Source organism: Bradyrhizobium sp. SZCCHNGR1005, assembly GCF_032489995.1.
Lineage (GTDB): Bacteria > Pseudomonadota > Alphaproteobacteria > Rhizobiales > Xanthobacteraceae > Bradyrhizobium.
In genome coordinates this window covers 333451-358589 of the sequence record NZ_JAUEZC010000002.1, presented here as the reverse complement: position 1 = coordinate 358589, position 25139 = coordinate 333451, and the positions used below count along the sequence as shown (strand labels likewise).

The 25139-nt window shown below is 63.0% G+C and carries 20 protein-coding genes and 1 pseudogene; 7 read left to right on the top strand and 14 right to left on the bottom strand.

The features are described from left to right. Positions 1 to 61: 61 nt before the first annotated feature. The 9 genes from QXZ85_RS07760 to QXZ85_RS07720 all read right to left on the bottom strand — a co-directional run bounded on the left by QXZ85_RS07760 (position 62) and on the right by QXZ85_RS07720 (position 11785). A complete protein-coding gene (locus QXZ85_RS07760; protein WP_315702439.1) occupies positions 62 to 466 on the bottom strand; it encodes a YccF domain-containing protein in 405 nt (134 codons plus the stop codon). A gap of 96 nt (positions 467 to 562) precedes the next feature. Next, positions 563 to 3655: an EAL domain-containing protein gene (locus tag QXZ85_RS07755; protein WP_315766321.1), complete on the bottom strand. Its 3093-nt coding sequence runs from the start codon at positions 3653 to 3655 to the stop codon at positions 563 to 565. Positions 3656 to 3856: 201 nt separating this feature from the next. Continuing rightward, a complete protein-coding gene (locus QXZ85_RS07750) occupies positions 3857 to 4933 on the bottom strand; it encodes a branched-chain amino acid ABC transporter permease (RefSeq protein WP_316165267.1) in 1077 nt (358 codons plus the stop codon). Continuing rightward, on the bottom strand, positions 4930 to 5940 hold the full coding sequence (locus QXZ85_RS07745; RefSeq protein ID WP_315702442.1) for a branched-chain amino acid ABC transporter permease: 1011 nt from the start codon (positions 5938 to 5940) through the stop codon (positions 4930 to 4932). Before QXZ85_RS07745 ends, QXZ85_RS07750 begins: the two co-directional genes overlap by 4 nt. Next, positions 5937 to 6659, bottom strand: coding sequence for an ABC transporter ATP-binding protein (locus QXZ85_RS07740; protein ID WP_315702443.1), 723 nt, complete (start codon positions 6657 to 6659; stop codon positions 5937 to 5939). The genes QXZ85_RS07745 and QXZ85_RS07740 overlap by 4 nt, the downstream gene beginning before the upstream one ends. Beyond that, the gene (locus QXZ85_RS07735) at positions 6656 to 7420 is read right to left on the bottom strand and encodes an ABC transporter ATP-binding protein (protein ID WP_315702444.1); all 765 of its coding nucleotides are present in this window, start codon (positions 7418 to 7420) and stop codon (positions 6656 to 6658) included. The genes QXZ85_RS07740 and QXZ85_RS07735 overlap by 4 nt, the downstream gene beginning before the upstream one ends. 137 nt (positions 7421 to 7557) lie before the next feature. After that, the gene (locus QXZ85_RS07730) at positions 7558 to 8751 is read right to left on the bottom strand and encodes a substrate-binding domain-containing protein (RefSeq protein ID WP_315702445.1); all 1194 of its coding nucleotides are present in this window, start codon (positions 8749 to 8751) and stop codon (positions 7558 to 7560) included. Positions 8752 to 8862: 111 nt separating this feature from the next. Beyond that, positions 8863 to 10644 carry a putative bifunctional diguanylate cyclase/phosphodiesterase gene (locus QXZ85_RS07725; protein ID WP_315769654.1) on the bottom strand — a complete coding sequence of 594 codons (1782 nt, stop codon included), beginning with the start codon at positions 10642 to 10644 and terminating at the stop codon, positions 8863 to 8865. Positions 10645 to 10822: 178 nt separating this feature from the next. Further along, complete coding sequence (locus tag QXZ85_RS07720; RefSeq protein ID WP_315761683.1) at positions 10823 to 11785, bottom strand: sensor histidine kinase; 963 nt, start codon at positions 11783 to 11785, stop codon at positions 10823 to 10825. Positions 11786 to 11956: 171 nt separating this feature from the next. Between QXZ85_RS07720 and QXZ85_RS07715 the strand changes: the two genes are divergently transcribed. Then, entirely contained in the window at positions 11957 to 12799 is an 843-nt protein-coding gene (locus tag QXZ85_RS07715) for a glucose 1-dehydrogenase (protein WP_315761685.1), read from the top strand. 227 nt (positions 12800 to 13026) lie between these two features. On the opposite strand, the gene QXZ85_RS07710 is transcribed toward QXZ85_RS07715, so the two are convergent. Together QXZ85_RS07710 and QXZ85_RS07705 are read right to left on the bottom strand one after the other, a co-directional pair. Continuing rightward, positions 13027 to 14403 carry a cytochrome P450 gene (locus QXZ85_RS07710; RefSeq protein WP_315702448.1) on the bottom strand — a complete coding sequence of 459 codons (1377 nt, stop codon included), beginning with the start codon at positions 14401 to 14403 and terminating at the stop codon, positions 13027 to 13029. Positions 14404 to 14717: 314 nt separating this feature from the next. Continuing rightward, complete coding sequence (locus QXZ85_RS07705) at positions 14718 to 15119, bottom strand: hypothetical protein (protein ID WP_315769359.1); 402 nt, start codon at positions 15117 to 15119, stop codon at positions 14718 to 14720. Between the two features lie 41 nt (positions 15120 to 15160). Here QXZ85_RS07705 and QXZ85_RS07700 point away from each other — a divergent pair, with 41 nt between their 5' ends. The 4 genes from QXZ85_RS07700 to QXZ85_RS07685 are packed head-to-tail and all read left to right on the top strand — an operon-like array spanning position 15161 to position 18878. Then, positions 15161 to 15739 (top strand): hypothetical protein, encoded by a 579-nt coding sequence (locus QXZ85_RS07700; RefSeq protein ID WP_315769358.1) that lies wholly within the window; start codon positions 15161 to 15163, stop codon positions 15737 to 15739. Further along, the gene (locus QXZ85_RS07695) at positions 15736 to 17118 is read left to right on the top strand and encodes a 7-cyano-7-deazaguanine synthase (RefSeq protein ID WP_315769357.1); all 1383 of its coding nucleotides are present in this window, start codon (positions 15736 to 15738) and stop codon (positions 17116 to 17118) included. The genes QXZ85_RS07700 and QXZ85_RS07695 overlap by 4 nt, the downstream gene beginning before the upstream one ends. Next, positions 17102 to 18283 carry an XRE family transcriptional regulator gene (locus QXZ85_RS07690; RefSeq protein WP_315769356.1) on the top strand — a complete coding sequence of 394 codons (1182 nt, stop codon included), beginning with the start codon at positions 17102 to 17104 and terminating at the stop codon, positions 18281 to 18283. The genes QXZ85_RS07695 and QXZ85_RS07690 overlap by 17 nt, the downstream gene beginning before the upstream one ends. Continuing rightward, positions 18261 to 18878 (top strand): hypothetical protein, encoded by a 618-nt coding sequence (locus tag QXZ85_RS07685; protein WP_315769363.1) that lies wholly within the window; start codon positions 18261 to 18263, stop codon positions 18876 to 18878. The genes QXZ85_RS07690 and QXZ85_RS07685 overlap by 23 nt, the downstream gene beginning before the upstream one ends. A 164-nt stretch (positions 18879 to 19042) precedes the next feature. On the opposite strand, the gene QXZ85_RS07680 is transcribed toward QXZ85_RS07685, so the two are convergent. Beyond that, on the bottom strand, positions 19043 to 20281 hold the full coding sequence (locus tag QXZ85_RS07680; RefSeq protein ID WP_315769355.1) for an LLM class flavin-dependent oxidoreductase: 1239 nt from the start codon (positions 20279 to 20281) through the stop codon (positions 19043 to 19045). 350 nt (positions 20282 to 20631) lie between these two features. Between QXZ85_RS07680 and QXZ85_RS07675 the strand changes: the two genes are divergently transcribed. Further along, a complete protein-coding gene (locus tag QXZ85_RS07675) occupies positions 20632 to 22101 on the top strand; it encodes a glycosyltransferase (protein ID WP_315761689.1) in 1470 nt (489 codons plus the stop codon). 312 nt (positions 22102 to 22413) lie between these two features. Then, a complete protein-coding gene (locus QXZ85_RS07670) occupies positions 22414 to 23778 on the top strand; it encodes a PHB depolymerase family esterase (protein ID WP_315761691.1) in 1365 nt (454 codons plus the stop codon). A 26-nt stretch (positions 23779 to 23804) separates the two neighbouring features. Here the strand turns inward: QXZ85_RS07670 and QXZ85_RS07665 are convergent, their stop codons facing one another. Together QXZ85_RS07665 and QXZ85_RS07660 are read right to left on the bottom strand one after the other, a co-directional pair. Further along, positions 23805 to 24497 carry an MBL fold metallo-hydrolase gene (locus QXZ85_RS07665; protein ID WP_409977479.1) on the bottom strand — a complete coding sequence of 231 codons (693 nt, stop codon included), beginning with the start codon at positions 24495 to 24497 and terminating at the stop codon, positions 23805 to 23807. Between the two features lie 160 nt (positions 24498 to 24657). Beyond that, positions 24658 to 25071: pseudogene (locus QXZ85_RS07660) on the bottom strand (alpha-amylase family glycosyl hydrolase); the annotation flags it as partial. Between the last annotated feature and the right edge of the window lie 68 nt (positions 25072 to 25139).

Here is a 25139-nt window from a genome sequence, read left to right as displayed (position 1 = left end):
GAACTTGGCCTTCGGGCTGGGGTCTGGAGCTTGCGCCTGCCTCCCGGCCCCAGCCGATCCGTTACGCCGGCACGATGGTCTTGCCGATCGGCCACAGCGCGATGCCGGCAAGCTTCAGGTGGGCCCAGGCGAACGGAATGCCGATGATGGTGACGGCGAGCAGCACCGCGGTGACCAGGTGCCCGAGCGCGAGCCACCAGCCGGCGAGCACGAACCAGATGATGTTGCCGATCAGCCCGAGCGGGCCGGTGCCGACGTCTTCCTCGCCGGTCAATTCGTCGCGACGGACGGCGCGGGAGCCGAACGGCAGCAGGGTATAGATCGCGATATTGAAGGCGGCGCGGGCCCAGGGCAGGCCTATGATGGTGATCGCCATCACCACGGCGGCGACCAGCCAGCCGAACGCCATATAGGCGCCGCCGAACAGGATCCACAGGATGTTCAGGAGAAGGGACATGGGCTGCATGGTGACCTGCCTGACATGGCCGTCCGACACAGACGGGATATCGGCATTATACCCGGTAAGCCCGGTCGGGCATAGGGCGCCGCAGCTCGGCCCGGCTCAGCCTGCCGCCCTGGCGCTCCCCGCCGGCACGAACAGATTGCGCAGCTCGGAGGCTGGCTTTGGCGCGCTGAACAGGTAGCCCTGCATCTCGGTGCAGCCGAGCTGACGCAGCAGCGCCTGCTGCTGCCCGGTCTCGACGCCCTCTGCAGTCGTCGTCATGTTGCTGGCGGCGGCGATGCCGACCACGGCCTGCACGATCGCCGAGGAGCCGCCGACCTCGAGATCGCTGACGAAGCAGCGATCGATCTTGATCTTGTCGAATGGAAACCGCTTGAGATAGCTGAGCGACGAATAACCGGTGCCGAAATCATCGAGCGCGATGCGCACGCCGATCTCGTGCAGCTGGTGCAGGATATTGAGCGCCGTCTCGTCGTCTCGGATCAGAACGGCCTCGGTGATCTCGATCTCGAGTCGTTGCGGGGCGAGCCCGGAAGCCGCGAGCGCGCCGGCGACGCGCAAGGCCAGGCTTTGCGATTTCAGCTGCACCGGTGAGACATTCACGGCGATGCGGATATCGGCCGGCCAAGTGGCGGCCTCCGCAGTCGCGGTGCGGAGCACCCAGTCGCCGATCTCGTCGATCAACCCGGTATCCTCGGCAAGCGGAATGAAGTCGAGCGGAGGGATCATGCCCCGCTGCGGATGGCGCCAGCGCAGCAAGGCTTCGCATCCCGTCATCCGGTTGTCGCGGAGGTCGACCAGCGGCTGATAATGCAGTTCGAACTGATTTTCGGCGAGCGCCCGGCGGAGATCCTGTTCCAGCCGCAATCGTGCGCGTGCGCTCTCGTCCATCGCCGGCTCGAAGAAGCGCGACGTGCGCCGCCCCCCGGCCTTGGCCGCATACATCGCGAGATCGGCGTTCTTGATCAGCTGGTCGCGCTCAGTGCCGTCCTGCGGCGCGAGCGCAATGCCGATGCTGGCGTCGATCGAAAGCTGGTGGCCGAGGCAGTGCGCGGGGCGCCGGATCGCACCGAAGATCCGACTGACGACGTCGAGGACGTCGTCGCGGTCCTTCACTGAGGTCAGGAGCAGCGCGAATTCGTCGCCGCCGAGCCGCGCCACAAGATCGCCCGGTGCAACGCAGCTGTTGATGCGTTCGGCGACCGTCTTCAGGAGCTCGTCGCCGACGTGGTGGCCGAGGGAATCGTTGATGCCCTTGAACTCGTCGACATCGATATAGACCAGCGCGAACGGCTCGCCGTTCCGTGCCCGTTCCAGCGCTTGCTCGATTCGCTCTGCGAACAGGACGCGGTTCGGCAGATCGGTCAGGGCGTCGTAATGCGCCAGATGCGCGATCTTCTCGTCGGCCTGCCGGCGCTCGGTGACGTCCTCGACCATATGGATCAGGTAGCGCGGCGCGTCTGCCGCATCGTGAATGGCGATGCGGTACGAGGTGACGTAACGCAGGCCCAGCGCCAGGCTCTCCGTGGGATGCTCATCGAGGAACAAGCCGTCGGGGCTCGCTATCGCGCGATCGTCGTCGACCGTCACCTGCTCCGCAGCGCTTTCGGGAAACAGCTCGAAAACGGTCTTGCCGATGATGCTGTCGCGCGCGCGCAGGAAATGCCGTTCCGCGACCCGGTTGACCAGCAGGTAGCGGCGATCGCGAACGTCCTTCACCGTGATCTGGGACGGGATGTGGTCGATGATCTTGCGCAGGAAGCTGCGGTCGCGGTCGCGCTCCTGCTCGAGCCGGCGATGCTCGCTGATGTCCTCGATCGTGGTGACCCATCCGCCATGGGCCAACGGTTTGTCGATCACATGATAGAAGCGGCCGCTCGTCGTCTCCAGCACTGCCTGTGTGGTGACGCCGGCCGCAACGTTGTCCATCACCCGCGTGCAGAACTGATCGACGTCGACGTCCAGCAGACCGCGATGTCGGACGCGCTCCACGAGGTCGCGGAAATGGCAGCCGGACAGCTCTTCGTGATCATCCAGTCCGAGCAGGTCGAGGAAGCGCTGGTTGAACATGGCCACGCGTGCCTTAGCGTCATAAAGCACGAGGCCCTGGGTCATGTTGTTGAGCGCGGTATCCACCCGCTGCTTCTCCTGCTCGAGCCGGCGCTTGGCATCGCCATTCTGCCGCGCGATCTGCCGGATGATCAGCGCGAACATCGCAGCGATCACGCAGGCCGTCAGCGCGGCGGCGGCGGCGAGCAGCACGGCCTGCGATCGCCAGTCCGCCAGCACATCGTCCACGTGCCTGGTTGCGACGACGACGAGCGGAAGATCAGCGATCCTGGCGCCGGCGCCGATCCGCTCGATATTGTCGATCGGACTCCGCATCCGTGCCCTATGCCGGCCTTGCTCAAGCACGGGCGCGAGCAGCTTTACGTCGGTGATTTTGTGTCCGACCAAGTCGTCGGCTCGCGGATGGCGGACCAGCAGCGTGCCGTCACCGTCCAGCAATGTGATCGCGGTGCCGCGGTCGAGCGCCATGGACTGCAGATAGGTCTCGTAAGTCTCTGGATTGATCCGGCGGGACAACAAGCCGAGGAAGACGCCATCCTTGCCGCTGAGCCGATGCGCCACCAGCACGCTCCAGCGACCGGTCACGTAGCTGCGGATCGTCTCGATCACGACCTGATCAGGCGACGGATTGGTCTTGAGGGTCTTGAAGTAGTTGCGCTCAGCCAAGTTGATCGATGGCGCCGGCGTGGGGCCGGACCAGTTGATGATATGGCCGTCGGCGTCGACGATGGTGAGGTCGCCCATATAGGACAGCCCGTTCCCCTCCGACTGCAGCAGTTCGCGGATGGCGCCGCCGGACATTTGCGCGCGGAATGTGTCGGACGTGGCGATATCGGACAGATGCATGCGGTCGATGAGATCGCGCGCCACGGTTTCGGCGTCATTGAACTGCTGTTCGAAATGACGGGTCAGCAGCAGCGCGGTGTTTTCGAGTTCACGGCCACCATTGTCCAGAGCGCGGCTGCGAAAGCCGTCGGCCATCACGAGGGTGCCGACGATGATGGCGCCGATCAGCAGACAGCCGCAGGCGATCAGCCACCGCACCGGATCTCGCTGACGCGGCAGTTCGCTGGGAGCTGGCTTGGCCGCGATCGGGCCGGACAGGTCGAGGCCGGGAGGCATGTTGGATGGGTTTCCGCGATTTCTCTTCCGCTCCCGACCAGACATAAGCGGGACAGATGGCCTAGCCGTTAGGAAATGCGGTTACCGGATCATTAAGCGCAATAAGGATGGATGGCGCCACGCCCAGTTTAGCTGGCACCCCTTGATAGATTTCACCTTTGAAAGGGGGCGCGGGCGCCAGAACGCGCGTCGGCGGTCTGGTTAATGCCCGCTTGCGGGACGCGGCTTGCTGCGCAGGCGCCCGACGACACCAGTCGGAAAGAAATAGACGCTGGCGATGAACAACAGGCCAAGCCACAACAGCCAGCGGTCCGGATGCAACAGGCCGGGCAGCAGCGGCAGCCCGGCGTCCGCCGCGGCCGCGGATGCCGCGCCCATCAGGTTCTGCAGATAATTCTCCGCCAGCAGAAAGATCGCAGCGCCGATGATCGCGCCATAGATCGTGCCCATGCCGCCGATCACGACCATCAGGAGAATGTCGAGCATGATCGAGAAGCTGAGTGAGGTATCGGGGCCGGCGTAGCGGAGCCACAGCGCGTTCAACATGCCGGCGAGCGCCGCGATCACGGCGGCGATGCAGTTGGCGTAGGTGAGATGAAACACGGTGCGATAGCCGAGCGCCTCGGCGCGGAAACGGTTTTCGCGGATCGCCTGCAGCACGCGGCCGAACGGCGAGTTCACGACGCGCAGCAAGGCCAGGATCATCAGGGCGCTGACCGCGAACACGATGTAATAAGTGAGAACGCGACCGTTGATGGGAATGCCGAACCAGTCCTTCGGGATGAATACCGTGCCCGGCCGCAACAGCTCGGGCAGCTGAAAGCTGCGGCCGTCCTCGCCGCCGGTCAGCCAGGACAGTTGCGAGGCCAGCACCAGGAAGGCGGAGGCGACGGCCAGCGTGATCATGGCGAAGAAGATCGCCTCTACGCGCAGCGAGAACAGGCCGATCGCGAGCGCCAGTAACAGCGCGAGTGGCAGGCCCGCGGCGACGCCGGCAGCAACGGCGCCCCAGTTCGGGCCGAGCGCATAGAGCGCGATCGCGATCGCGTAGGAGCCGATGCCGTAAAACATCGTATGTGCGAACGACACCGAGCCGGTATAGCCGAGCAGGAGGTCGTAGGAGCCGACCAGTGCGGCGAAGATGCAGATCTTCGCGGCGACGTTCATCGCCTTGGCGCCAGGGAAGATGAAGGGCGTCGCCAGCAGCGCCAGCATGATGATGAGGAGCAGGGCGGAGAGCACGCGGCTGCGCGGCGGGTCGCCGGAAAGGATCATCATCGGCTGGTCACCGCATAGAGGCCGCGCGGCCGCCACATCAAGACGGCGACCATCAGCAGGATGTTGGAGACGAGCGCGAGCTTCGGCACCAGGAAGCCGCCGTAATTGGCGACCATGGCGACCAGGATCGCGCCGATGAAGCAGCCGGTGATCGAGCCGAGGCCGCCGATGATCACGACGATGAACACCAGCACCGTCAGCTCATCGCCGATCGAGGCATGAACCTGCTCGCGATAGAGCCCCCACATCACACCCCCTAAGCCTGCGAGCGCCGAGCCGGTCATGAAGACGCCGAGGAAGAGGCGGCGGATGCGATAACCGAGGGCTTCCACCATCTCGCGGTTCTCGACGCCGGCGCGGATCAACAGGCCGAGCTTGGTGCGATTGAGCACGAGCTCGATCGCGACGAAGATCACGAGCCCCACGAGCATCGCGAGCACGCGATATTTCGAAATCGCGACATCGCCGATGATGAAGGAGCCGCGCAAGGCCGCCGGCAATGGCATCGGAATGATCTGGGGGCCGAACAGCGCATAGAGCGTCTGCTCGGCGACGATCAGCCCGCCCGTGGTCATCAGGATCTGCTTCAGATGCTGGCCGTAGACCGGAAGCACCAGCACGCGCTCGACCACGAGCCCGAGTGCGGCGGTCACCGCCATCGCCAGCAGCGCGGCCGGAACCAGCACGATCAGGTTGGTCAACAGCGAGTCGGCCTGGGTGAAGCTTGCGAGCGGCACCAGCACGAGGGTGGCGATATAGGCGCCCACCGCGATGAAGGCGCCGTGGCCGAAATTGAGCACATCCATCAGGCCGAACACGAGCGTGAGGCCCGAGGCCATGATGAAGATCATCATGCCCATCGCAAGGCTCGCCACCGTGAGCGTCACCCAGGAGCTGGCAGAGCCGATCAGCGGCAACATGACGAGCGCGAGTACGATCGGCAGCAGCACGGGCGCGATGTCCCGCTTCGGCTTCGGCAAGGCATCCGTTGCGGCGATCTCGGTCACTGATGCGCCTCCAAGCTAAGGCCGAGGAGATGTTCCTGCAGCGGCACGTCGGCGGCGAGGGCCGCCATCTCGCCGCGATGCACGATGGTGCCGTTGTCCATCACCAGCACCTGGTCGCCGAGCTCGCGCGCGGCGTGAAAGTTCTGCTCGACCAGGAGAATGGTGGCGCCGCGGCGCTTGATCTCCTTCAGGCATTCGATCAGCGCCATCACGATGGCGGGCGCCAGGCCCTTGGTCGGCTCGTCGATCAGGAGCAGCTTGCGCGGCTCGACGATGGCGCGCGCGATCGACAGCATCTGCTTTTGGCCGCCGGAGAGCGAGCCCGCGCGCGACAGCCAGAATTTCTTGAGCGCCGGGAAGAAGCCGAAAATCCAGGCGAGCTGCGCGTCATCAAGGGGACCGTTGCGGGCCGCGAGGACGAGGTTCTCCTTCACGGTGAGGTCCGAGAACACCGCCATGCTTTCCGGCACGTAGCCGACGCCGGCGCGCGCGACGTCAGGCGTGGCAAGCTGCTCGATGCGCTCGCCGGCAAGCGTGATGATGCCGCTCTTGGCCTGCCAGAGCCCCATGATGGTGCGCAAGGTCGTGGTCTTGCCGGCGCCGTTGCGCCCGAGCAGCATCGTGGTCTGGCCTTGCGGCACGTCGAAGTCGATGCCCTGCAGGATGTGGTAGCGCCCGATATAGGTGTGGACGCCGGCAAGGGTGAGGAGCGCGCTCATGCCGCACTCCGCCCCGGCGCAATGCCGAGATAGGCTTCCTGCACGATCGGCGAGGCGATCACCTCGGCCGGCTTGCCGTCCGCGACCAGCCGCCCGTTATGCAGCACGATGATGCGATCGGCGAGCGAGCGCACCACGTCCATCTTGTGCTCGACGAGCAGGATGATCTTGGCTTTGTCCTGCTTCAGCTTTGCGATCAGATCGAGCACCACCGGGACCTCGTCGATGCTCATCCCGGCGGTGGGCTCGTCGAACATGAACACTTTCGGCTCCAACGCCATCATCAACGCCACTTCGAGCTTGCGCTGATCGCCATGGGAGAGGGCAGTTGCTGCGACCTGGCGGCGGCTGCCGAGCGCGACCTGGTCGAGGATCGCGTCGGCGCGGGCGATCAGGTCGCGGTGTGCCATCCAGGGGCGCAAGAGGTCGTAGTGAACGCCGCGCTGGGCCTGAACGGCAAGGCGCACGTTCTCCTCCACGCTCAGGTTCGGAAACAAATTGGTGAGTTGGAAGGCGCGGCCAAGCCCTGCGCGGGTGCGCAGCGGTGCCGAATAGCCGGTGATGTCCTTGCCTTCGAACAGGATCGTGCCCGAGGTGGCGCGGAGCTGGCCCGAGATCAGGTTGAAATAGGTGGTCTTGCCGGCGCCGTTGGGCCCGACGATCGCCGTCAGCTCGCCCGGGCGAAAGCTGCAGCTCACGCCATCGACGGCGACATGGCCGCCGAAGCGGATGGTGAGGTCTCTCGTTTCGAGATGGGACATATGATGCTCGAAGACCAATCCGCTGGAGCAGGTGTTGCCTCTCCCGCTTGCGGGGGAAGTCTCTCGTACGGAAATGATCTCGCGCGAGGCTCCCCCACCCCTGCCCTCCCCCGCAAGCAGGGGAGGGAGAGCAGCGTTCACCGCTTGTTGCGGATCGGGATGTCCATCTCTTCGATCTTGATCTCGCGCACCGGCTCGTTGACGGCCCAGGCGAGGTTCGGATCGACCTTGACGCGGAAGTGATACATGCTCTGCAGAGCCTGATGGTCCTCTTTGCGGAAGATCATCTTGCCCTTCGGCGTATCGAACTCCATGCCTTCCATCGCCGCGATGAGCTTCTCGGTATCCGTCGATTTCGCCTTGCTCACCGCGGTGACGACGGCCATGGCTGCAGAGAAGCCGCCTGCCGTGAAGAGATCCGGCGGTGCGTTGAAGCGCTTCTGGTGCTCCGAGACGAGCCAGTCGTTCATCGGGTTCTTAGGGATGTCATAATAGTAATAGGTCGCGCCTTCCATGCCGGGCAGCCGCTTATAGGCCGCGAGTTCCGCGAGGATGTTGCCGCCCGTCGAAATCTCGATGCCGTAGCGCTGGGGGTCCATGTCCTGCAGCTTTCCCGGGGGATTCCCGCCGCCAGCCCAAAGTACCCAGATGAACTTGCGGCCCGGCTTGTCCTTGAGCGCGTCGAACAGCCGCTGGGCGACGGCGGTGAAGTCGGTCGTGTTGGTCGGGACATATTCCTCGGCAGCCAGGGTCGCGCCGGTCTTTGCGAGTGCTTCCTTGAACGCCGCGATGCCGTCGCGGCCGAAGGCATAGTCCTGCGCCAGCGTCGCGACCGTCACGCCCGGCTTGCCGATCGCGACCGCGTTCGAGATCGCATCCTGCGAGGAGTTGCGGCCGGTGCGGAAAATATAGCGGTTCCACTTCTCGCCGGTGATCTGGTCGGCCACCGCCGGCTCGACGATCAGGATCTTCTTGTTCTCTTCGGCGACCGGCAGGTCGGCGAGCGCAGCGGCCGACGACGTGGTGCCGATGGCGATGTCGGCGCCGTCGTCCTGATAGGCTTCCGCCAGCGCCGCCTTGGAGAGGTCCGGCTTGCCCTGGTCGTCCTTGGTGATGATGACGATCTTGCGACCGTCGATCGTCATGCTGCCCTTGGTGGCGTATTCGAAGCCCATCCGGAGGCCGGTTTCGGTCTGCTTGGCATAGGCTTCGAGCGGTCCGGTCTTACCGTAGATCAGCGCGACCTTCAGGTCGTCGGCCAGCGCCGACGTCGCGAGCAGCGCAACGGCCAGCCCGGAAACAATACCCTTAAAAAAATCAGACTTTCGCACGAGCCATCCTCCCAGCTTTCGGGCGCTTATAGGGAGAACTGATAGTGTGGGGGCTCGGTCAAGGCAAGGCGGTTTCCGCGCCGCAAGGTGCCTCCCGTCCGTTCCGCCAGGCTAGCGTCGATAGCGGTTGCCGCGGATATAGGCCTGCCGGTTTTCCTGCACCGCGCGACTCGCCAGGCTGACGCGCGCTTCGCTTGCAAGTGGCGTCGCGGGTCTCAACTCCTCGAGGAAGATCGGCCGCGAGAAGTAATAACCTTGCGCGTAGCGGATGCGGGTCGCGGCTTGCAGGTAAGCGAGCTCCTCGAATGTCTCGATGCCTTCGGCGATCACGGTCATGCCGAGCGCTTCGCTCAAGGATTCGATCGCGCGCAAAATGCCCTGGCTGCGCGGACGCTTGTGAATGTCCGTGATGAAGGAACGGTCGATCTTGATCTCGTCGGCGGTGATGTCGGCCAGCGCTGAGAGCGACGAATAGCCGATGCCGAAATCGTCGATCGAGATGCCGACGCCGATCTCGCGCAAGAGCGGCAGGATCTGATCCTGGAAATGGCTGCGGGCGACGAACGCATCCTCCGTGACTTCGACCATGAAGCGCTTTGGGAAGCCGGTCGCCGCGATCGCCTGCGCAAACGGCCGCATGAAGTCCGGGTTGCCGGCCTGCTTGGCCGCGACATTGATGCTGATGGTCGTGTCCGCGCCGAAAGTTTCGTTGATCAGGTCGATGGATCGGATGATCTCGGCCAGCACCAGATGCGTCAATTCGTCGATCAGCCCGAGCTCGACGGCCAGGTTGACGAAGGCGCCCGGCGCCTGGATCACGCCCTCATTGTCGCGCAGCCGCACCAGAGCCTCGATGCCTTTGATCTCCTCGGTGCGGATGTCGACCTTCGCCTGGAACGCACAGCAGAAGCGCTTCTCCAGGATGGCGAGCCGCAGGGATTGTTCGACCTGCATGCGGGCGAGCGCTTCGTGCTCCATGCCGCTGTTGAAGAACGCCATCGCACCTTTGCTGGCATTCTTCACCCGGTACATTGCGAGGTCGGCGTTCTGGCGCAGCACCTCGTAGTTCGTCCCATGTTCGGGGAAGAGGCTGACCCCGATCGATGCGGAGGCAAAGACCTCGGCGCCGTCGATGAAGAAGGGCGCGCTCAGCCGATGCAGCGTCGCTTGCAGAAATTCGGAGACCTCCTCGGCGCGCTCGATCGGGTGGAGCAGCAGCAGGAATTCATCGCCGCTGATCCGCGACAACAGGTCGCTCTCGCGCAGGTCGCGGCCGATCCGCTTGGCAAGCGCGATCAGCAGCGCATCGCCGGTGGCGTGGCCGTAGTAATCGTTGATGTATTTGAAATTGTCGAGATCGAGGAAGGCGAGGGCGAACCGGCCGGCGGTCTTGCCTTGCCTGATCAGAGTCTCGGCGCGATGCTCCACCACGCGGCGCATCGGCAAGCCGGTCAATTCGTCGTAATAGGCGGAACGGAAGAGCTGTTCTTCGAACGTCTTCTGCTCGCTGATATCGGCGGAGCTTGAGATCAGCAGGTTGCGATCGCCGATCCGCACAGGACGGTGCGCCGTCAGCAGCGTCTGCGCGCCGTGCTCGGTCGCGACCGGCTCTTCCGCCACCATCGGCCGTCCTGAACCCAAGACGTCGCGGCCGGTCGCCTGCCGCCGTTGGACATGTTTGGTGGCCGCGGCGGCGGCCGGACCTTCCGCAGTCAAGCCGAGCTGCGCTGCGGCCGCATCGTTCATCAGCACAAAGCGGCCGTGCTCGTCCTGGACCGTCACGCCGGTCGGGAGCAGGCCGAGAACATTGCGCAAGAAGTGAAGCTCGGCCTCTGTGGTGGCTGTGCTCTGATCTGCGCCGGAGGAAAGGTTGAAACGATCGATGCCGTACATGCGCGCGAATGTGCGCAAGTTCCCGCTTCATTTTAGTTAAGCGCTACGTAGAAACACGGAGCTCGCCGGCCGCGTGCACCGATTTCCAGGGGCCTGCGGGCGTGCCATCGTTAATGGAGTATTGATGCGATCGCTTGGTGGGCGTGGCGGGATCAAGGCATTGTCTCGCTTCGATACGTCAGCTCGGCGGAATGCGACATTGCATGGTGCAGTGAATGCCGGTCTTGAGAAAGCTGGTCTCGGACGTGCCGTCGAAGGTCGACAGAGCCGCCTTCAGCAGCTTGGTGCCGAAGCCGGGATCGCCGACGGTTTCGATCGGCGGTCCGTCGGACTCGTCCCAGGCGAGCTTGAGCCGGCCGTCCTGCTCCGTCCACCTCACCTGCAGATAGCCGCAGGGCGACGAGAAGGCGCCGTATTTGGCGGCATTGGTCGCAAGCTCATGAAAGATGAGGGCCAGGCTGACGGCGAGCTTGGCGGGCAGGAATAGCGGGCCGCCGTTCAGTTCGAAGCGCACATGGCCATACGGACCGAGCTCGGAGACCAAAAGGTCCTTCAGGTCGCAGCCGCGACCATCGACCTTGGCGATCAGGTCATCGGCGGTGGCCAGGGCCCGAATGCGATGATCGATCGTCGCCCACACGTCCGGGCGATCATACAGCACCTGATGCAGCACGGCGTGAATGGTGGAGGTCTTGTTCTTCAGCCGGTGCTGCAACTCGTCGACCACGAGCTTCCGATACTGCTCTTCCTCGATCAGGCGTTTGGCGATCTCGCGCTGCTTGGCTGCGATGGCGCGATAATGGCTGATGCCCCAGATCACCAGGCCGCAGGCGACCAGATACAGGGCCAACAAGACGAGCTTCGCGCCATCGGACGGGCCGGCGCCGAATTCCAGCAGCATGCCGAGTGCGCCGCCTGCGATCGAGGTTGCAATTCCATAGCGCGGACCGCCGAATGCGGCGACGAAGACCACTGCAGGAAAATACGGCGTGAAAAAGATGTCCGGACGGATGTGCGCCAGCCCCCAGCGCACCAGCGTCGCCAGCGCCAGGCAGAGAACACCAAAACCGACACTCATCGCTGGCGCCGGCTGCAATTCGCCCCGCCAAGCGCTCCGGAACTCGTCGACGAATCGCCTCATTGCATTCATCAGCCTGAACGGCGCATCCAAATTAAGGCCAAGAGGGCGGAAGTTCGACACGATCGTGGATAGGTCTCCCGTTTGTCCTGTCATGCGGTACGGTTGAGAATAGTTCCAACGCGGAACGGGATCCGCGCTGGTCACGCCTGGATAAGGACAAGGGAGCAACACATGGGACGACTGAACGGCAAGGTCGCGGTGATCACCGGCGCCACCAGCGGCATCGGCTTGCGCACGGCTGAAATATTCGTGGCCGAGGGCGCGAAGGTCGTCGCTGCCGGCCGTCGCGCGGCCGAGGGCGAAGCCTTGGCGCGCAGGTTGGGCGCGAATTGCATTTTTCATCAGACCGACGTGGCGGTCGACGAGCAGGTGCGTGGCTTGATCGATGGCGCGGTCGAACGCTTCGGCCGGCTCGATTGCCTGTTCAACAATGCCGGCGGTCCCGCGCAGACCGGCGGCATCGAAGGGCTCGAGGCGGAGCGGTTTGATGCCGCGATCGCTGTTCTGCTGCGCAGCGTGATGCTTGGTATGAAGTATGCCGCGCCTCACATGAAGAAGCAGGGTTCGGGCAGCATCATCAACAATGGCAGCATCGCCGGCCGGCTCGCCGGCTTTTCGACCTCGCTGGTCTACAGCACAGCCAAGGCCGCGGTCATTCATCTCACCAAATGCGTGGCCATGGAGCTCGGCGAGTCCGGCATCCGCGTCAACTCGATCTCGCCGGGCCTGATCGCCACCGGCATCTTCGGCAAGGCGCTGGGGCTGTCCACCGATGTCGCGGAGAAGACACCCGAGACGATCCGCAACGCCTATGCGACGGCGCAGCCGATCCCGCGCGCCGGCTTGCCCGACGACATCGGCTATGCCGCGGTGTTTCTCGCCAGCGACGAATCGAGCTTCATCAACGGGCATGACCTCGTCATCGACGGCGCCATCACCGGCGGCCGCAATTGGAGCCAGCAGCAGCAAGGATATGAAGCGATGCGCAAGCTGTTGGGTCAGGCGGTGGAGTAAGGCGGAGGGCGTTCGCGGCGATGCCTCGTCACTGCGGAGCAATCCCGAAGCCTGACGCGCTTTCTGGATGGCTTCGCGAAGCCTGTCATCGCTCCGCGCTTTGCGCAAATCCGTTGGCTCGCCATGACGTGCTGCACGGGCCGAGATCATGAACTCCGTCATCGCGAGCGTTAGCGAAGCGACCGGGAAGCTGATCCGCGTGCTGCATGTTCTGTTCGAGCGTGCACTCACAGCGCCTTCAGCGTCACCTTCAGCCCGTCACGCGGCTTCGGGATCGGCCACACCTGCCAGCTCGGCCGATAGTCCGATGCGAACGACACCTCGACGTTGGCGAGGAAGTGCCGAGCGAAGCATTTCGCCTGCATGTTGGCGAAGTGCAGACCGAGGCACATATGGGCGCCGCCGCCGAACGGCACCCACGCGAAACGGTGGCGTCCGCGCTGGGCCTCGTCGGTGAAGCGCATCGGGTCGAAGCGATCAGGCTCGGGCCAGATCTCCGGCATATGGTGCGTGAACATCGGATTGACGCCGACGCCCGTGCCGGCCGGGATCGCATAGCCCTTGAAGGTGAAGTCCCTGAGCGCGCGGCGCGGCAGCGACGGCACCGGCGGCATCAGCCGCAGCGTTTCCTGGAACGCCATCCCGGTCAGCTTCATCTGCTCCAGATGGTTCGCATCCATCGGCTCGCCGTCGGCGAGGCCGAGGCTCGTGACCTCCGCGCGCAATGCCTGCTGCCAGTCCGGATTCGCGGCCAGCTGCGCGACGAAGGACGTGAACGACGAGGTCAGCGTGTCATGGGCCGCCATCATCAGGAAGCTCATATGATCCACGATGGCCTGCGTCGACAACAGCGCGCCGTCATCGTCGGTCGCGCGGCAGAGATGTGAGAACAGGTCCTCCCCGTCGCCCTTGGCGCGGCGCAGCGGGATCTGCTCGGAGAAATAGGCGACGACGCGCTTGCGCCCCTTGACGCCGCGCGCCATCTGCGTGCCGGGCAGCGGCCGCCTGATCGGGGTGACCGCGGCGGCGACCATGTCGATGAAGGCGCGGTTGATCGTCTCGACCTCCGGCCCAAGCTCGGTGCCGAGAAAGGCCGTCGCGGCAAGGTCGAGCGTCAGCTGCTTGATTGCGGGATAGAACAGCATCTCGCCCGGATGGGCCTTCCACTGCGCGACCCGCGCGGCGATGCCGCGGTCGAGCCCGGCGAGGTAGGATTTCATCGGTCCGGCCTTGAACGCGACCGACAGCGCCTTGCGATGCGCTCGATGCTCTTCGAAATCCATCAGCATCAGCCCGCGCGGAAACAACAGGCCGAGCACCGGCTCCCAGCCATGCGCCGATGAAAACAGCTTGGCCTGGTCGAACAGCACGAGCTCATTGGCCTCCGGCCCGAGCAGCACGACCGTGGTCTCCCCCAGCACGTGGCTGCGATAGACCGGCCCGTATTTGGCCGCGTTGCTTTCGACATGGCCCTTGGGGTCGGCCAGGATCTGCAGCGTCTTGCCGATGATCGGCCAGCCCTCGTCGCCGGGAATATGCGTCAGCGAATTGCGCTTCGGCGATTTCAGCACGAGCGCGGGAGAGGCCACACTTTGCATCGACATCGCGGAAGCTCCATCTCATCGGAAAGGTAGGAGGGGCGGTCGCACATCGGAGCGTTCATTGATATGCGGTTGCAGCCGTGATGCAATATGTTCCGCGGTTTCATTCGTTCTTCAGTTCCGCTGCATCGCACGCGTTCGCGATCTCGCGACGCATTTCGCGCGTCCGAGTCTTGCTGGAAGTCCTGCCCTCTTCAAGCAGAGGGCACGGGGAATGCCGGGCGCTGGCCGCACCCATGGCCCGCCTGCAGAAGAGAAAGCAGGCGGCAGTCACCACGGGCTCAGCCGGGACACCCGGCATTCCCCGCGCGATGGCTTTAACGGCTGCTTCGCGATCTCCCCGGTGCGCCGGGCTTGTTGGCCACCGTCACCTGCGCGGCGCGTGAGCGCCAGCTCAGGCTTAATACTAGCGTCGGAGTATCAGGACCACGCGACTTGACCGTGCGCATCGCTGCTGTTCGTCGGCGCGAGGAAACCCGCGCTGCAACATCGACACGCCCACCGCATCCCGCCTCCACGTTCGTGACGATCGCGAAGCGCCCCTCAAGCGAGGCGGGACGGGGATAGAGAAACACGATTTCTGAAAAAGCGAAAGTGGAATATTTTCGCGGGGAGGACTGGACAGGGGTGATGGCATTGAGCCGGCAGGCGAAATGAGTTTTTCGGCGCAAGTCGTTTTGGCCGACTAACTTAGCCGGCGACTCGATCATATTTGACATTGTCGAATTTTTTTACTATATTTTTGACATGGAGGATCGCTGTGAGTGATGGTCCATACAAAAGTCTGAATATGACGCCTGCCTGGAAGAAGTTTGCGGAATGGGCGCATAAGGCGGCATTTGAGCCGGATGATGTGGCTGGACGTGTCATTCCGGCTTTGGAGGAGACGTGGCGGGATGAACGCTGTGGCGAAGTCGTTCGCGCCATAGGTGCGATCCTGGGCGACGCCAAACAGATCGACATGTTCGGACAAGATAGGTCTGTCGAGCTGGAGGCCGCGCGGCGGGATCTTTCCGCCGGATACCCGATGCGGCGCCTGATCCTCGATTATGTCACGCAATCTCTTGCCAGTGGAAGGCTTGGTATCGATGCCGTTTGCGACGGTGTTGAAAATGCCTTGCGCGATCGCGCAGCTCGAGGCCCCCGGCAAGTGGAAGAACATTATCTGCGCAAGCAGAGCCCCGAATCGATGGCGACTCGAGTCAGAAATCGAATGGAGGACGCCATCGCAAGAGCTCCGATTACGGGTCTCGCTCGTCGTTTGTCAGGCTTGGACTCGGCCACTCAGTTCCAGTCTGTCAGGCAGCAGGGTCTCGAAGACGGCGTGAGGCTGCCATGAATGATTGTGAGCTGCAGGGAGCGCAGGTCGATGTGCACGAAGTCGGCGGACGCGCTCGAGCAAATTGGATTGGTTGCGAGATCGAAACCAACCTTGTCTTTAAGGCGCATAATCTCGCCGCCTACTTTTTCGCGAAATGGGAGCCGGTCGTATTCGACTTGATGCTGTTGGCGGCATCAGTTGAATTTTGTGATCGGATACAACGTCGCCCGGCACTGGGATGGGGTCGTGCGTTCGAACTGCGCCTGCCCGTGCATAATCCAGATGTCTGGAATCAAAGGACTGTATCTGACGCCTTGCACGAGGCGCTGGAACTTCTGACGGGCGATCGATGGAGAATCGGCTTCATTAAGCGCAGGAAACCTGCCGCTGAACCAGCACAAAAACTTTTCTATCTGGAAACCGGGGCTGACGCGGTCATTCCCTTCAGCGATGGACTAGACTCCCGCGCAGTAGGTGCACTGATGGCAGAGGAATATGGTGGCCGGCTGGTCCGTGTTCGCCTCGGATCGAAGACGAAAGACCAGCCCAAGGACGTGCTGGGTCGAAAGCAGCCTTTCATGGCGCTGCCGTATCAGGTGAAGTCCGGTTCTTTCCGCTTTGTTGAATCAAGCGCCCGGTCTCGCGGATTCAAATTCGCCGTGCTAAGCGGATCGGCTGCATATTTTGCCAAAGCCAGAAAGATCATCGTGCCGGAGAGTGGACAAGGCGCGCTGGGTCCCACGCTTGTGCCGGTCGGTCAGGGGTACGAGGATTATCGCAACCATCCTCGATTCATGAACCTCATGACAGCGTTTTTTAGAGTGCTGCTTGGCACAGACATCGCTTTCGTATTCCCGCGCCTTTGGTTTACCAAAGGCGAAACCCTTAGGGCGTACATGGAATTAAGCGCTGGCAAGGATACTTCGTGGTCGAAGACGAGATCGTGTTGGCAGGGTAGCCGTCATGTATCGGTCGATAATCACAGGCGTCAGTGTGGCATTTGCGCGGCTTGCATGCTGCGTCGGTTGAGTGTTCATGCGGCTGATCTCTCGGAGCCTGCAGATACCTATGTGTGGGAAAATCTCTCTGCCTCAACCTTTGATGCGGGAGTTGCGGAAGGTTTCAAGAAAACGACCAGTGCTCAAAGGCAATATGCAATCGCAGGCACGTTGCATCTCGATCATCTCGCGTATCTAAAGCAGTCACCCGCAGCCGACCGGTCGCTGAATCTTGCGGTCTTTCAGCTAGCGCGTGCGCTTGGCGAATCGGAAGCTGTCACTCGTCCAAAATTGGACCGACTGCTCTCCCAACATCAAAAAGAATGGAAGACTTATATGAATTCTTTGGGACCGCAGTCATTCGTTGCTCAGTGGGCCGACAATGACCACTCTACTTGACACTATGCCGCCGACGGAAGTCGGCGAACGCCTTCGCGAAGCGCGCGACCGCATGAAGCTCAAGCAAGCGGAAGCGGCAGAGTCCGTTGGACTGTCGCGTACCACTCTGGTTGCGATCGAGCAGGGGCAGCGGCGCGTGCGGATCGACGAGCTGCGCAAGCTCGCGAGGCTTTACCGGATGTCGATTAATGAACTGATGCGGCAGGAGGCGATCCACGCGGATCTGACTCCCAAATTCCGCAAATTATTCCAACAGGAGGATGACGCCGTTGAGCTTGCCGTTAGGCAGCTAGAGGCCCTGGCACGAGCTGAGGCAGAGCTGGAACAACTTCTCGGCGTGAAACCGCTGCGCAATTATCCGCCGGAACGCCCGATTCTTCCCGGAGACGTTCGAGCACAGGCGGAACAGGACGCCCTTGAATTGCGGCAGCGGCTCGGCCTTGGCTTAAGTCCAATCTCCGACATTGTAACGCTCCTGGAGCTCGAACTTGGCGTCCGCGTCTATATCCGTCGCATCGACGGCGGAATTTCCGGCGTGTTCGCGTACGATGAAGCGCTCGGCGCTTGCATTCTTCTCAACGGAAATCATCCGCGCGATCGCCGCGCACAGACGGCTGCTCATGAGCTCGGCCATCTGGTTTCTACGCGGAGGGAGCCGGAGGTCCTGGAAGAAGGTGTCACTGAAAACTCCCGCGAGGAGCGTTACGCCAACACGTTCGGCAGAGCGTTTATGACTCCGGCCCGTGCGGTTATGCAGAAATTCAAGGAGCTGACTGTCGGATCGGAAAAGCTGACCCGAAGGCACGTTATCGTCCTCGCTCATTATTTTGGCGTCTCACGCGAAGCGATCGTTAGGCGACTGGAAGAGCTCAAGTTGACGAAGCTTGGCACGTGGGATTGGTTTCAAGAAAACGGGGGCATCAGCGATCGACAGGCCATTCAGGTGCTGGGAGACCTTACGAGGCCCGACTTCCACAAGGGGGATGCGGATAGGCCCACCACGCTTAGGCTCGGTCTCCTCGCCGGCGAAGTGTGGCGCCGCGGGATACTCAGCGAAGGCCAACTCGCCCGCATGCTCCAATTGGACCGTGTCGAGCTGCGGCGCATGTTTGATGGCCTCGAACTAGAAGGGAGTGAAGCCGATGGGGCTCTCATGCCTGATTGACCCCACGGCACCTGTTGTACTCGATGCGAGTACCGTGATCAATTTGAATGCGACGGCTTGCGCACCGAGCATTCTAAAGGCAATTCCAAATCCCTTTATTATTACCGACGTTGTGCAGGGAGAACTCATCGAAGATCGCCGAAACGGTCGCAACGATGGACAATTGGTTGCTGAACTTATTGGCTCGGGCTTTATCTCAGTAGCGAAACTCGACGACCTCACTGAGTCCCATTTCGAAGATTTGGTGATTGGACGGGGTGAGGCGACACTTGACGACGGCGAGGCTGCGACGATCGCTTACAGCGTTGAAAAAGGTGCGATCGCCTTGATTGACGAGCGGAAGGCTGTGCGACTTTGCAACGAGCGTTATCCGCGTCTAACGGTTGGAACTTCCATTGATCTATTTACCCATAGCGCTGTACTTGCGGTGTTGGACCATGGTGGAACCGCAGATGCTGTCTTCAATGCTCTACGGTTGGCCCGAATGCGCGTTCCGGCTTCGGCGCTAAAGTGGGTGGTCGAGTTGATCGGGCCAGAACGTGCGGCAGTGTGCGAATGCCTTCCGCGCGCTGTTAGAACAATGCGCGGGAAATGATCGCACGTCCAACTAAGCGCGTAGGGCGGATTAGCTAATCCGCCCTACAGGCTGCAGGAAAATCAACCGCAGTCTTCGTGTGAGACCCCCACCCCCGACCCCTCCCCGCAAGGGGGAGGGGAGAACCGGCAGCGTGCCCGCCTTACGTCGCAGGCTCTGCCCCATCACCCCCTCCGCTTCGCCGCCTCCTGCAGGTCCGGCGCATTCACGGCCGGAATCGCGACCCGGCCTGGCCCGGTTTGCGCCAGCGCGGCGGCGGCCTTCTCGTTGTCCATGATCTTGGCCATCACGGCTTGGCCGGCGCGCTCGAAGATGTCGCGGTTCTCGATGACGAAGGTTTGCGAACGGCGTAGGCCGTCGATGTAGCCGTTGATCTCCGGCACCACGTAGCGCGCGACCATGTCCCAGCTGCGGCGGGTGTTTTCCGGGTTGGCCCAGTCGTGCACGAAGCCGACGATGGTGCCTACGCCGCCGGACACCTGCATCAGGTTCTTGATCGTCTTCACCAGATCGTCGGGCGTGCCGATCGTCGACGCCGCGCCCTCGACGAAGGCGGTCTTGTCGACGGCTTCGTCCGGCGAGGCGAACGGCTTGAGGCCAGGGCGCATCAGGGTGCCGACAGTGTACTCGTTGTGCCAGCGCATCAGCCCGGCGCCCGCCTCGCGGCGCGCCTGCTCGCGAGTCTCGGCGATGTGCCAGGACAGCAGCACGCGCCAGTTCGCCCGGCTCACGGTGGTGCCGTGCTTCTTCGCGGCGTCCTCGGCGAACTCCCATTGCTGCGGCAGCGCCATCAATCCTTGCGTCGACATCGAGCCCAGCGAGATGATGCCGATGCCGTATTTGCCGGCGAGCGTCATGCCGGACGGCGAGATCTGCGAAGCCACGACGAACGGCATCTCCTCCTGTAGCGGCAGGATCTGCAGCGCGGCGTCGTTCATCGTGAACCAGTCGCTCTTGGCGGTCACGCGCTCGCCGTTGAACAGGCGGCGGATGATGGCGATGGCCTCGTCCTGGCGGTCGCGCTGCGTCATCGGGTCGATGCCGAGCGTGTGGGCATCCGAGGCCAGCGCGCCGGGGCCGGAGCCGAAAATGGCACGGCCGCCGGTCATGTGATCGAGCTGCACCATGCGCTGGGCGACATTGAACGGATGGTGATAGGGCAGCGAGATGACGCCGGTGCCGAGCCTGATGCGCTTGGTGCGTTCGCCGGCTGCGGCCAGGAACATCTCCGGCGAGGCGATCGTCTCCCATCCGCTCGAATGATGCTCGCCGCACCAGAACTCGTCATAGCCGAGCTCGTCGAGCTGCGCGACGAGGTCGAGATCGCGGCGGAATTGCAGCATCGGATGCTCGCCGATCGGATGATGCGGAGCCAGGAAAGCTCCGAATTTGAGGCGCGCCATGTGTTTTCTCCCGCGTGGAATTCATTGTTGTCTCTCGGAGAGGCTATGGGGTGGACCGTGATTAGGCAATTGCTGGCGGCGCAAGGCGGATTGACGTCTTGCGCGGAACGGGGCGTGTCCACTGTGGCGGGCTGCATTCCTGACCTTGGCGTGACCAAGGACGGCCGCAGGCGGAAACACTGGTGCGATTGCACCCAGCCGGGTCGTCCTTCGTGGATGGGCCCGCGGTTGCAGCGGCGCAACCATACGCGGCCCTAAACGGCGGGCGCCGATTGACCCGCTGCCCGCGCGACCTATAACGGGGGGCCGTCCATGAACCGGAATATCCGCACTTTTCGCCTGAGGCTGTGATGTATCTGAGGCCGTCCGACGCCAACGCGACGCTGCAACTGCCGAGCAAGCGCAAGCGCGATCTGCTCGATCACTATGAAAGCAATGTCGAGGAGCTCGACCGCTGGCGCGAATTCAACGCCGCCTATCACGCCGACGACCTCAAATTCATGCAGTTCCTGATCCCGCCAGGAAAGCGGGTGCTGGAGCTCGGCTGCGGCCGCGGCGATCTGCTCGCCGGGCTCAAGCCCGCTTACGGCGTCGGCATCGATTTCGGCGCGCAGACCATCGCCACCGCGAACGCGCGGCATCCTGAGCTCAATTTCGTGCTCGGCGACGTCGAGGATCCCGCAACGCTGGATGCGATCGAAGGGCCGTTCGATTACATCGTCATTGCCGATACCATCGGCATGTTCGAGGATATCGACGGCACGATGCGGCTGATCCAGAAGCTCTGCGCGCCGTCGACGCGGATCATCATCTCTTACTACTCCCATTTGTGGGAGCCGATCCTGAAGGCCGCCGAAGCCGTGAACCTGCGGCGCAAGCAGCCCAAGATCAACTACATCGCGACCGCCGATTTCCTCAATTTGATGGACCTCGCGGATTTCGAGGTCATCCGCCACGAACAGCGGCAGCTGTTGCCGCAGCGCTGGTTCGGGCTTGGGACGTTCATCAACAGCTACATCGCTCCACTGCCGGGCATCCGCGCGCTGTGCCTGCGGACATATCTGGTGGCGCGCCCGGTGCGGCATTTCCCGGATCGCAAGCTCTCCGCCAGCATCGTCATTCCCTGCCGCAACGAGCGCGGCAATATCGAGGACGCGATCAAGCGCATGCCGCGCTTCGGATCGCACCAGGAGATCCTGTTCGTCGAAGGCAATTCCAGCGACGGCACCTTCGCCGAATGCGAGCGCGTCCGCGACGCCTACAAGGATCAGTGGGACATCAAGGTCTTCAAACAGGACGGCAAGGGCAAGGGCGACGCGGTGCGCAAGGGGTTCGCCGCGGCGAGCGGCGACGTGCTGATGATCCTGGACGCCGATCTCACCATGCCGCCGGAGACCTTGCCGAAATATCACACGGTCATCGAGAGCGGAAAGGCCGAGTTCGTCAACGGCACGCGGCTGGTCTATCCGATGGAAGACGAAGCGATGCGGCCGCTCAACTTCATCGCCAATCGCTGCTTCGCCTATCTGTTCAGCTTCCTGGTGAACACCCGCCTCACCGATACGCTGTGCGGCACCAAGGTGCTGCTGCGCAAGGACTATGAAGTGCTGGCGAGAGAACGCGGCTATTTCGGCGACTTCGATCCGTTCGGCGATTTCGACCTGATCTTCGGCGCCGCAAAACAGAACCTGAAGATCATCGAGACCCCGATCCACTACAAGGCGCGCACGTTCGGCGAGACGCAGATCTCGCGCTTCCGTGACGGCTGGCTGCTCTTGAAAATGGTGTGGTTCGCCTATCGCAAGCTGAAAGCGATCTGAGGGCCGAGAAACATCTTACGTGTCTATTGCTCTGACGCGGCATTTGATGCTCACAATCGCAGCACGCCGCGTCACGAAGCTGTCAGCAGGTAAAAGTCGTGGTCCGCTGGGCTCGCGATCGCGCCGGCAAACATCGCGTTGAACCCGCTTTGTATGGCGTGTGCCGCTGTTCGTGACATTTAGATCGCAGCAAGCGAGAAATTCGCAACAGAATTGCCGGAGACGGTGAATCCTGCTTCTTTTTATTTTGCATTGCAGCAACTATTTAGGTGATGTCGTGTTGATTCCGTCGCTGCCAACAAGGAGTTGCGGGTGTCCCTCGCTGAAAATGTAGAATATTTGCGACGGCTCCGAGAGCTGCACGGCATCACAGGATTTGGGGACTTCCAGCGCCAGCCTCGGCCGGCGCCATCCACTCCGCTGATCGAGATCGACCGCTTCGGCTCCAATCCGGGCCGCTTGAAGATGTTCGCCTATGTGCCGGCGCAGCGCCAGCCGCTGCTGCCGCTCGTCGTCGTGCTGCATGGCTGCGGCCAGACCGCGGCCGAGTATGACCTTGGTGCAGGCTGGTCGACGCTCGCCAAGCATTACGGCTTTGCGCTGCTGTTGCCGGAGCAGCAACGCGCCAACAACGGCCAACGCTGTTTCAGCTGGTTCGATCCGGAAGATATCACGCGCGACCAGGGCGAAGTCTGCTCGATCAGGCAGATGATCGCGCGCATGGTCGCCGATCTCGCGATCGATCCCCGGCGCGTCTTCATCACCGGCCTGTCGGCGGGCGGCGCCATGACCATGGCGATGCTGGCGAACTATCCGGAGCTGTTCGCCGGCGGCGCCGTCATCGCCGGTCTGCCGTTCGGCACGGCGCGCAACATGCGCGATGCCATCATGCAGATGCGCATGCCGCAGACGAGGTCCGCCGGCGAGCTCGGCAAGCTGGTGCGCGGCAACTCACGCCACCGCGGTCCCTGGCCCAAATTGTCGGTGTGGCACGGCACGGCGGACCGCACCGTGCATCCGCAGAATGCCGACGAGATCGTCAAGCAGTGGCTCGACCTGCATCGTCTGCCGCTGCCGCCGATGGCGACCGCCGAGGTCGACGGCTATCCGCGCCAGCAGTGGTGGAACGCCGATGGCGAGCCGGTCGTAGAGGCCTTCGCCATCACCGACATGGCGCATGGGACGCCGCTGGGGCTCGCCGCCAACGACAAGCGCTACGGCAAGCAGGGACCGTTCCTGCTCGAGGCAGGAATCTCGTCTTCCTACCACATCGCGAAATTCTTCGGGGTCACCGACTGGATCCGTCCGCCGAAGGTGGCGCCGGAATCGCCGAGCGCCAAGCTCATTCCGCAGGTCTCGCCGATTACGGCCGCGCTTCCGAGCCTGACCAAGATGCTGTGGCCGAAGACGGCGGATCAGCAGCTTGCGGATGCCAAGCTGCTTGATGGCAAACCCCTTAACGGGAAGGCGCCTGCCGAGAAGACGCTTGATGCGAAGCCGCTGAATGGGAAGCCCGCCGAGCCAGCGCCGGCGGAGCTGCGGCCTGCCGCAACAAAGCCGGCAGAAACGGCTGCCAGGAGCGCGCCGAAGCATCCGGAGCGAAAGCCGCGGCGACCGCAGATCGATGTCGCCGCCGTAATCGAGCGCGCGTTGCACGCGGCCGGCCTGAAGAAATAGCTCCTGCGCGTTCGATGCTGCCCTGACTAGAGCTCGCCGGTCAGGAACGGATTGGTCATCCGCTCTTGCCCGAAGCTCGAGCCGGCGCCATGGCCGCAGATGAAGCCGACATCGTCGCCGAGCGGCAGCAGCTTCTCCGTGATCGACCGGATCAGCGTGGCATGGCTGCCGCCGGGCAGATCGGTGCGGCCGACCGAGCCGTTGAACAGCACGTCGCCGACGAGCGCGAAGCGCATCCCCTTGTTGAAATAGACCACGCTGCCCGGCGAATGGCCGGGGCAATGGAAGATGTCGAAGGCGAGCTCGCCGATCTCGACCCGGTCGCCCTCGTCGAGCCAGCGATCCGGGGTGAAATCGCGCACCCCCGTGATGCCGAAGCGGGCGCCGCTCGACACCACGTTGTCGAGCAGGAACTTGTCGGCGATATGCGGGCCCTCGATCGGCACATTCAGCGCTTCGCGCAGCTCGGCAGCGCCGCCGACATGATCGATATGGCCGTGAGTGAGCCAGATCTTCTCGACCGTGACCCCGGTCTTGGCGATGGCGTCGCGGATCACAGGCACGTCGCCGCCGGGATCGATCACGACCGCCTTCTTGGTCGTCTCGCACCAGAGGAGAGTGCAGTTCTGCTCGAACGGCGTGACGGGAACGATGATCGCGCCGGCCTTGGCTTTGTTCTCGGTTGCTTGCCTGGTGTTCTGGGTCATGCCCCCAAGCATGCTCATTTTTGGCATCGCGCCAAGCGAAAAGACGCACGATTTCGCCCTGTTGAATGGACCTGTCGAACGTAGCCGAGACGAAGGCCGACAGGGTGCGTTCTGAACCTGCTCTGAACTTGGCGGCTGTTCCGGCGTTGGGGCGCAACGCATGCGAACAGGACTCGGCGTTGGCCGGCTTCTTGTCCGACCACACATACCAGTCGCGATAGGGCGAATCCTTCGAGCGCCGCGCATCCTGAAACCAGGGATGCTGATCGGAAGTGTGGTTGACGACGAGATCGAAGATGACGCGGATGCCGCGCTGCTTGCAGCCATGGGTGAACTCGACGAAATCGCCGAGCGTGCCGTAGCGCGGGTCGACGCCGTAATAGTCGGCGATGTCGTAGCCGCCGTCGCGCTGCGGCGACGGCTGAAACGGCATCAGCCAAATCGCGGTGACGCCGAGCCCGTGCAGATAGTCGAGGCGGAGGGTCAGGCCGATGAAGTCGCCGATGCCGTCGCCATTGGCGTCCATGTAGGTGCCGACGGCCAAGCAGTAGAACATGGCGTTCTTGTACCAGAGATCATCGATCATGGACGGCCGCCCCTGTGGCGCCGCCGTCACGGCGGCCGCTTGTTAAGCCAAAGGTGTCCGCTGAGTTC

What these genes read in the sequence shown, in the direction of transcription:
- QXZ85_RS07760 (WP_315702439.1), bottom strand. Translation starts at nt 466, where the DNA reads ATGCAGCCCATGTCCCTTCTCCTGAACATCCTGTGGATCCTGTTCGGC.
- QXZ85_RS07755 (WP_315766321.1), bottom strand. Translation starts at nt 3,655, where the DNA reads ATGCCTCCCGGCCTCGACCTGTCCGGCCCGATCGCGGCCAAGCCAGCT.
- QXZ85_RS07750 (WP_316165267.1), bottom strand. Translation starts at nt 4,933, where the DNA reads ATGATGATCCTTTCCGGCGACCCGCCGCGCAGCCGCGTGCTCTCCGCC.
- QXZ85_RS07740 (WP_315702443.1), bottom strand. Translation starts at nt 6,659, where the DNA reads ATGAGCGCGCTCCTCACCCTTGCCGGCGTCCACACCTATATCGGGCGC.
- QXZ85_RS07735 (WP_315702444.1), bottom strand. Translation starts at nt 7,420, where the DNA reads ATGTCCCATCTCGAAACGAGAGACCTCACCATCCGCTTCGGCGGCCAT.
- QXZ85_RS07725 (WP_315769654.1), bottom strand. Translation starts at nt 10,644, where the DNA reads ATGTACGGCATCGATCGTTTCAACCTTTCCTCCGGCGCAGATCAGAGC.
- QXZ85_RS07720 (WP_315761683.1), bottom strand. Translation starts at nt 11,785, where the DNA reads ATGAGGCGATTCGTCGACGAGTTCCGGAGCGCTTGGCGGGGCGAATTG.
- QXZ85_RS07715 (WP_315761685.1), top strand. Translation starts at nt 11,957, where the DNA reads ATGGGACGACTGAACGGCAAGGTCGCGGTGATCACCGGCGCCACCAGC.
- QXZ85_RS07710 (WP_315702448.1), bottom strand. Translation starts at nt 14,403, where the DNA reads ATGTCGATGCAAAGTGTGGCCTCTCCCGCGCTCGTGCTGAAATCGCCG.
- QXZ85_RS07705 (WP_315769359.1), bottom strand. Translation starts at nt 15,119, where the DNA reads ATGTCAAATATGATCGAGTCGCCGGCTAAGTTAGTCGGCCAAAACGAC.
- QXZ85_RS07695 (WP_315769357.1), top strand. Translation starts at nt 15,736, where the DNA reads ATGAATGATTGTGAGCTGCAGGGAGCGCAGGTCGATGTGCACGAAGTC.
- QXZ85_RS07690 (WP_315769356.1), top strand. Translation starts at nt 17,102, where the DNA reads ATGACCACTCTACTTGACACTATGCCGCCGACGGAAGTCGGCGAACGC.
- QXZ85_RS07685 (WP_315769363.1), top strand. Translation starts at nt 18,261, where the DNA reads ATGGGGCTCTCATGCCTGATTGACCCCACGGCACCTGTTGTACTCGAT.
- QXZ85_RS07680 (WP_315769355.1), bottom strand. Translation starts at nt 20,281, where the DNA reads ATGGCGCGCCTCAAATTCGGAGCTTTCCTGGCTCCGCATCATCCGATC.
- QXZ85_RS07675 (WP_315761689.1), top strand. Translation starts at nt 20,632, where the DNA reads ATGTATCTGAGGCCGTCCGACGCCAACGCGACGCTGCAACTGCCGAGC.
- QXZ85_RS07665 (WP_409977479.1), bottom strand. Translation starts at nt 24,497, where the DNA reads ATGCTTGGGGGCATGACCCAGAACACCAGGCAAGCAACCGAGAACAAA.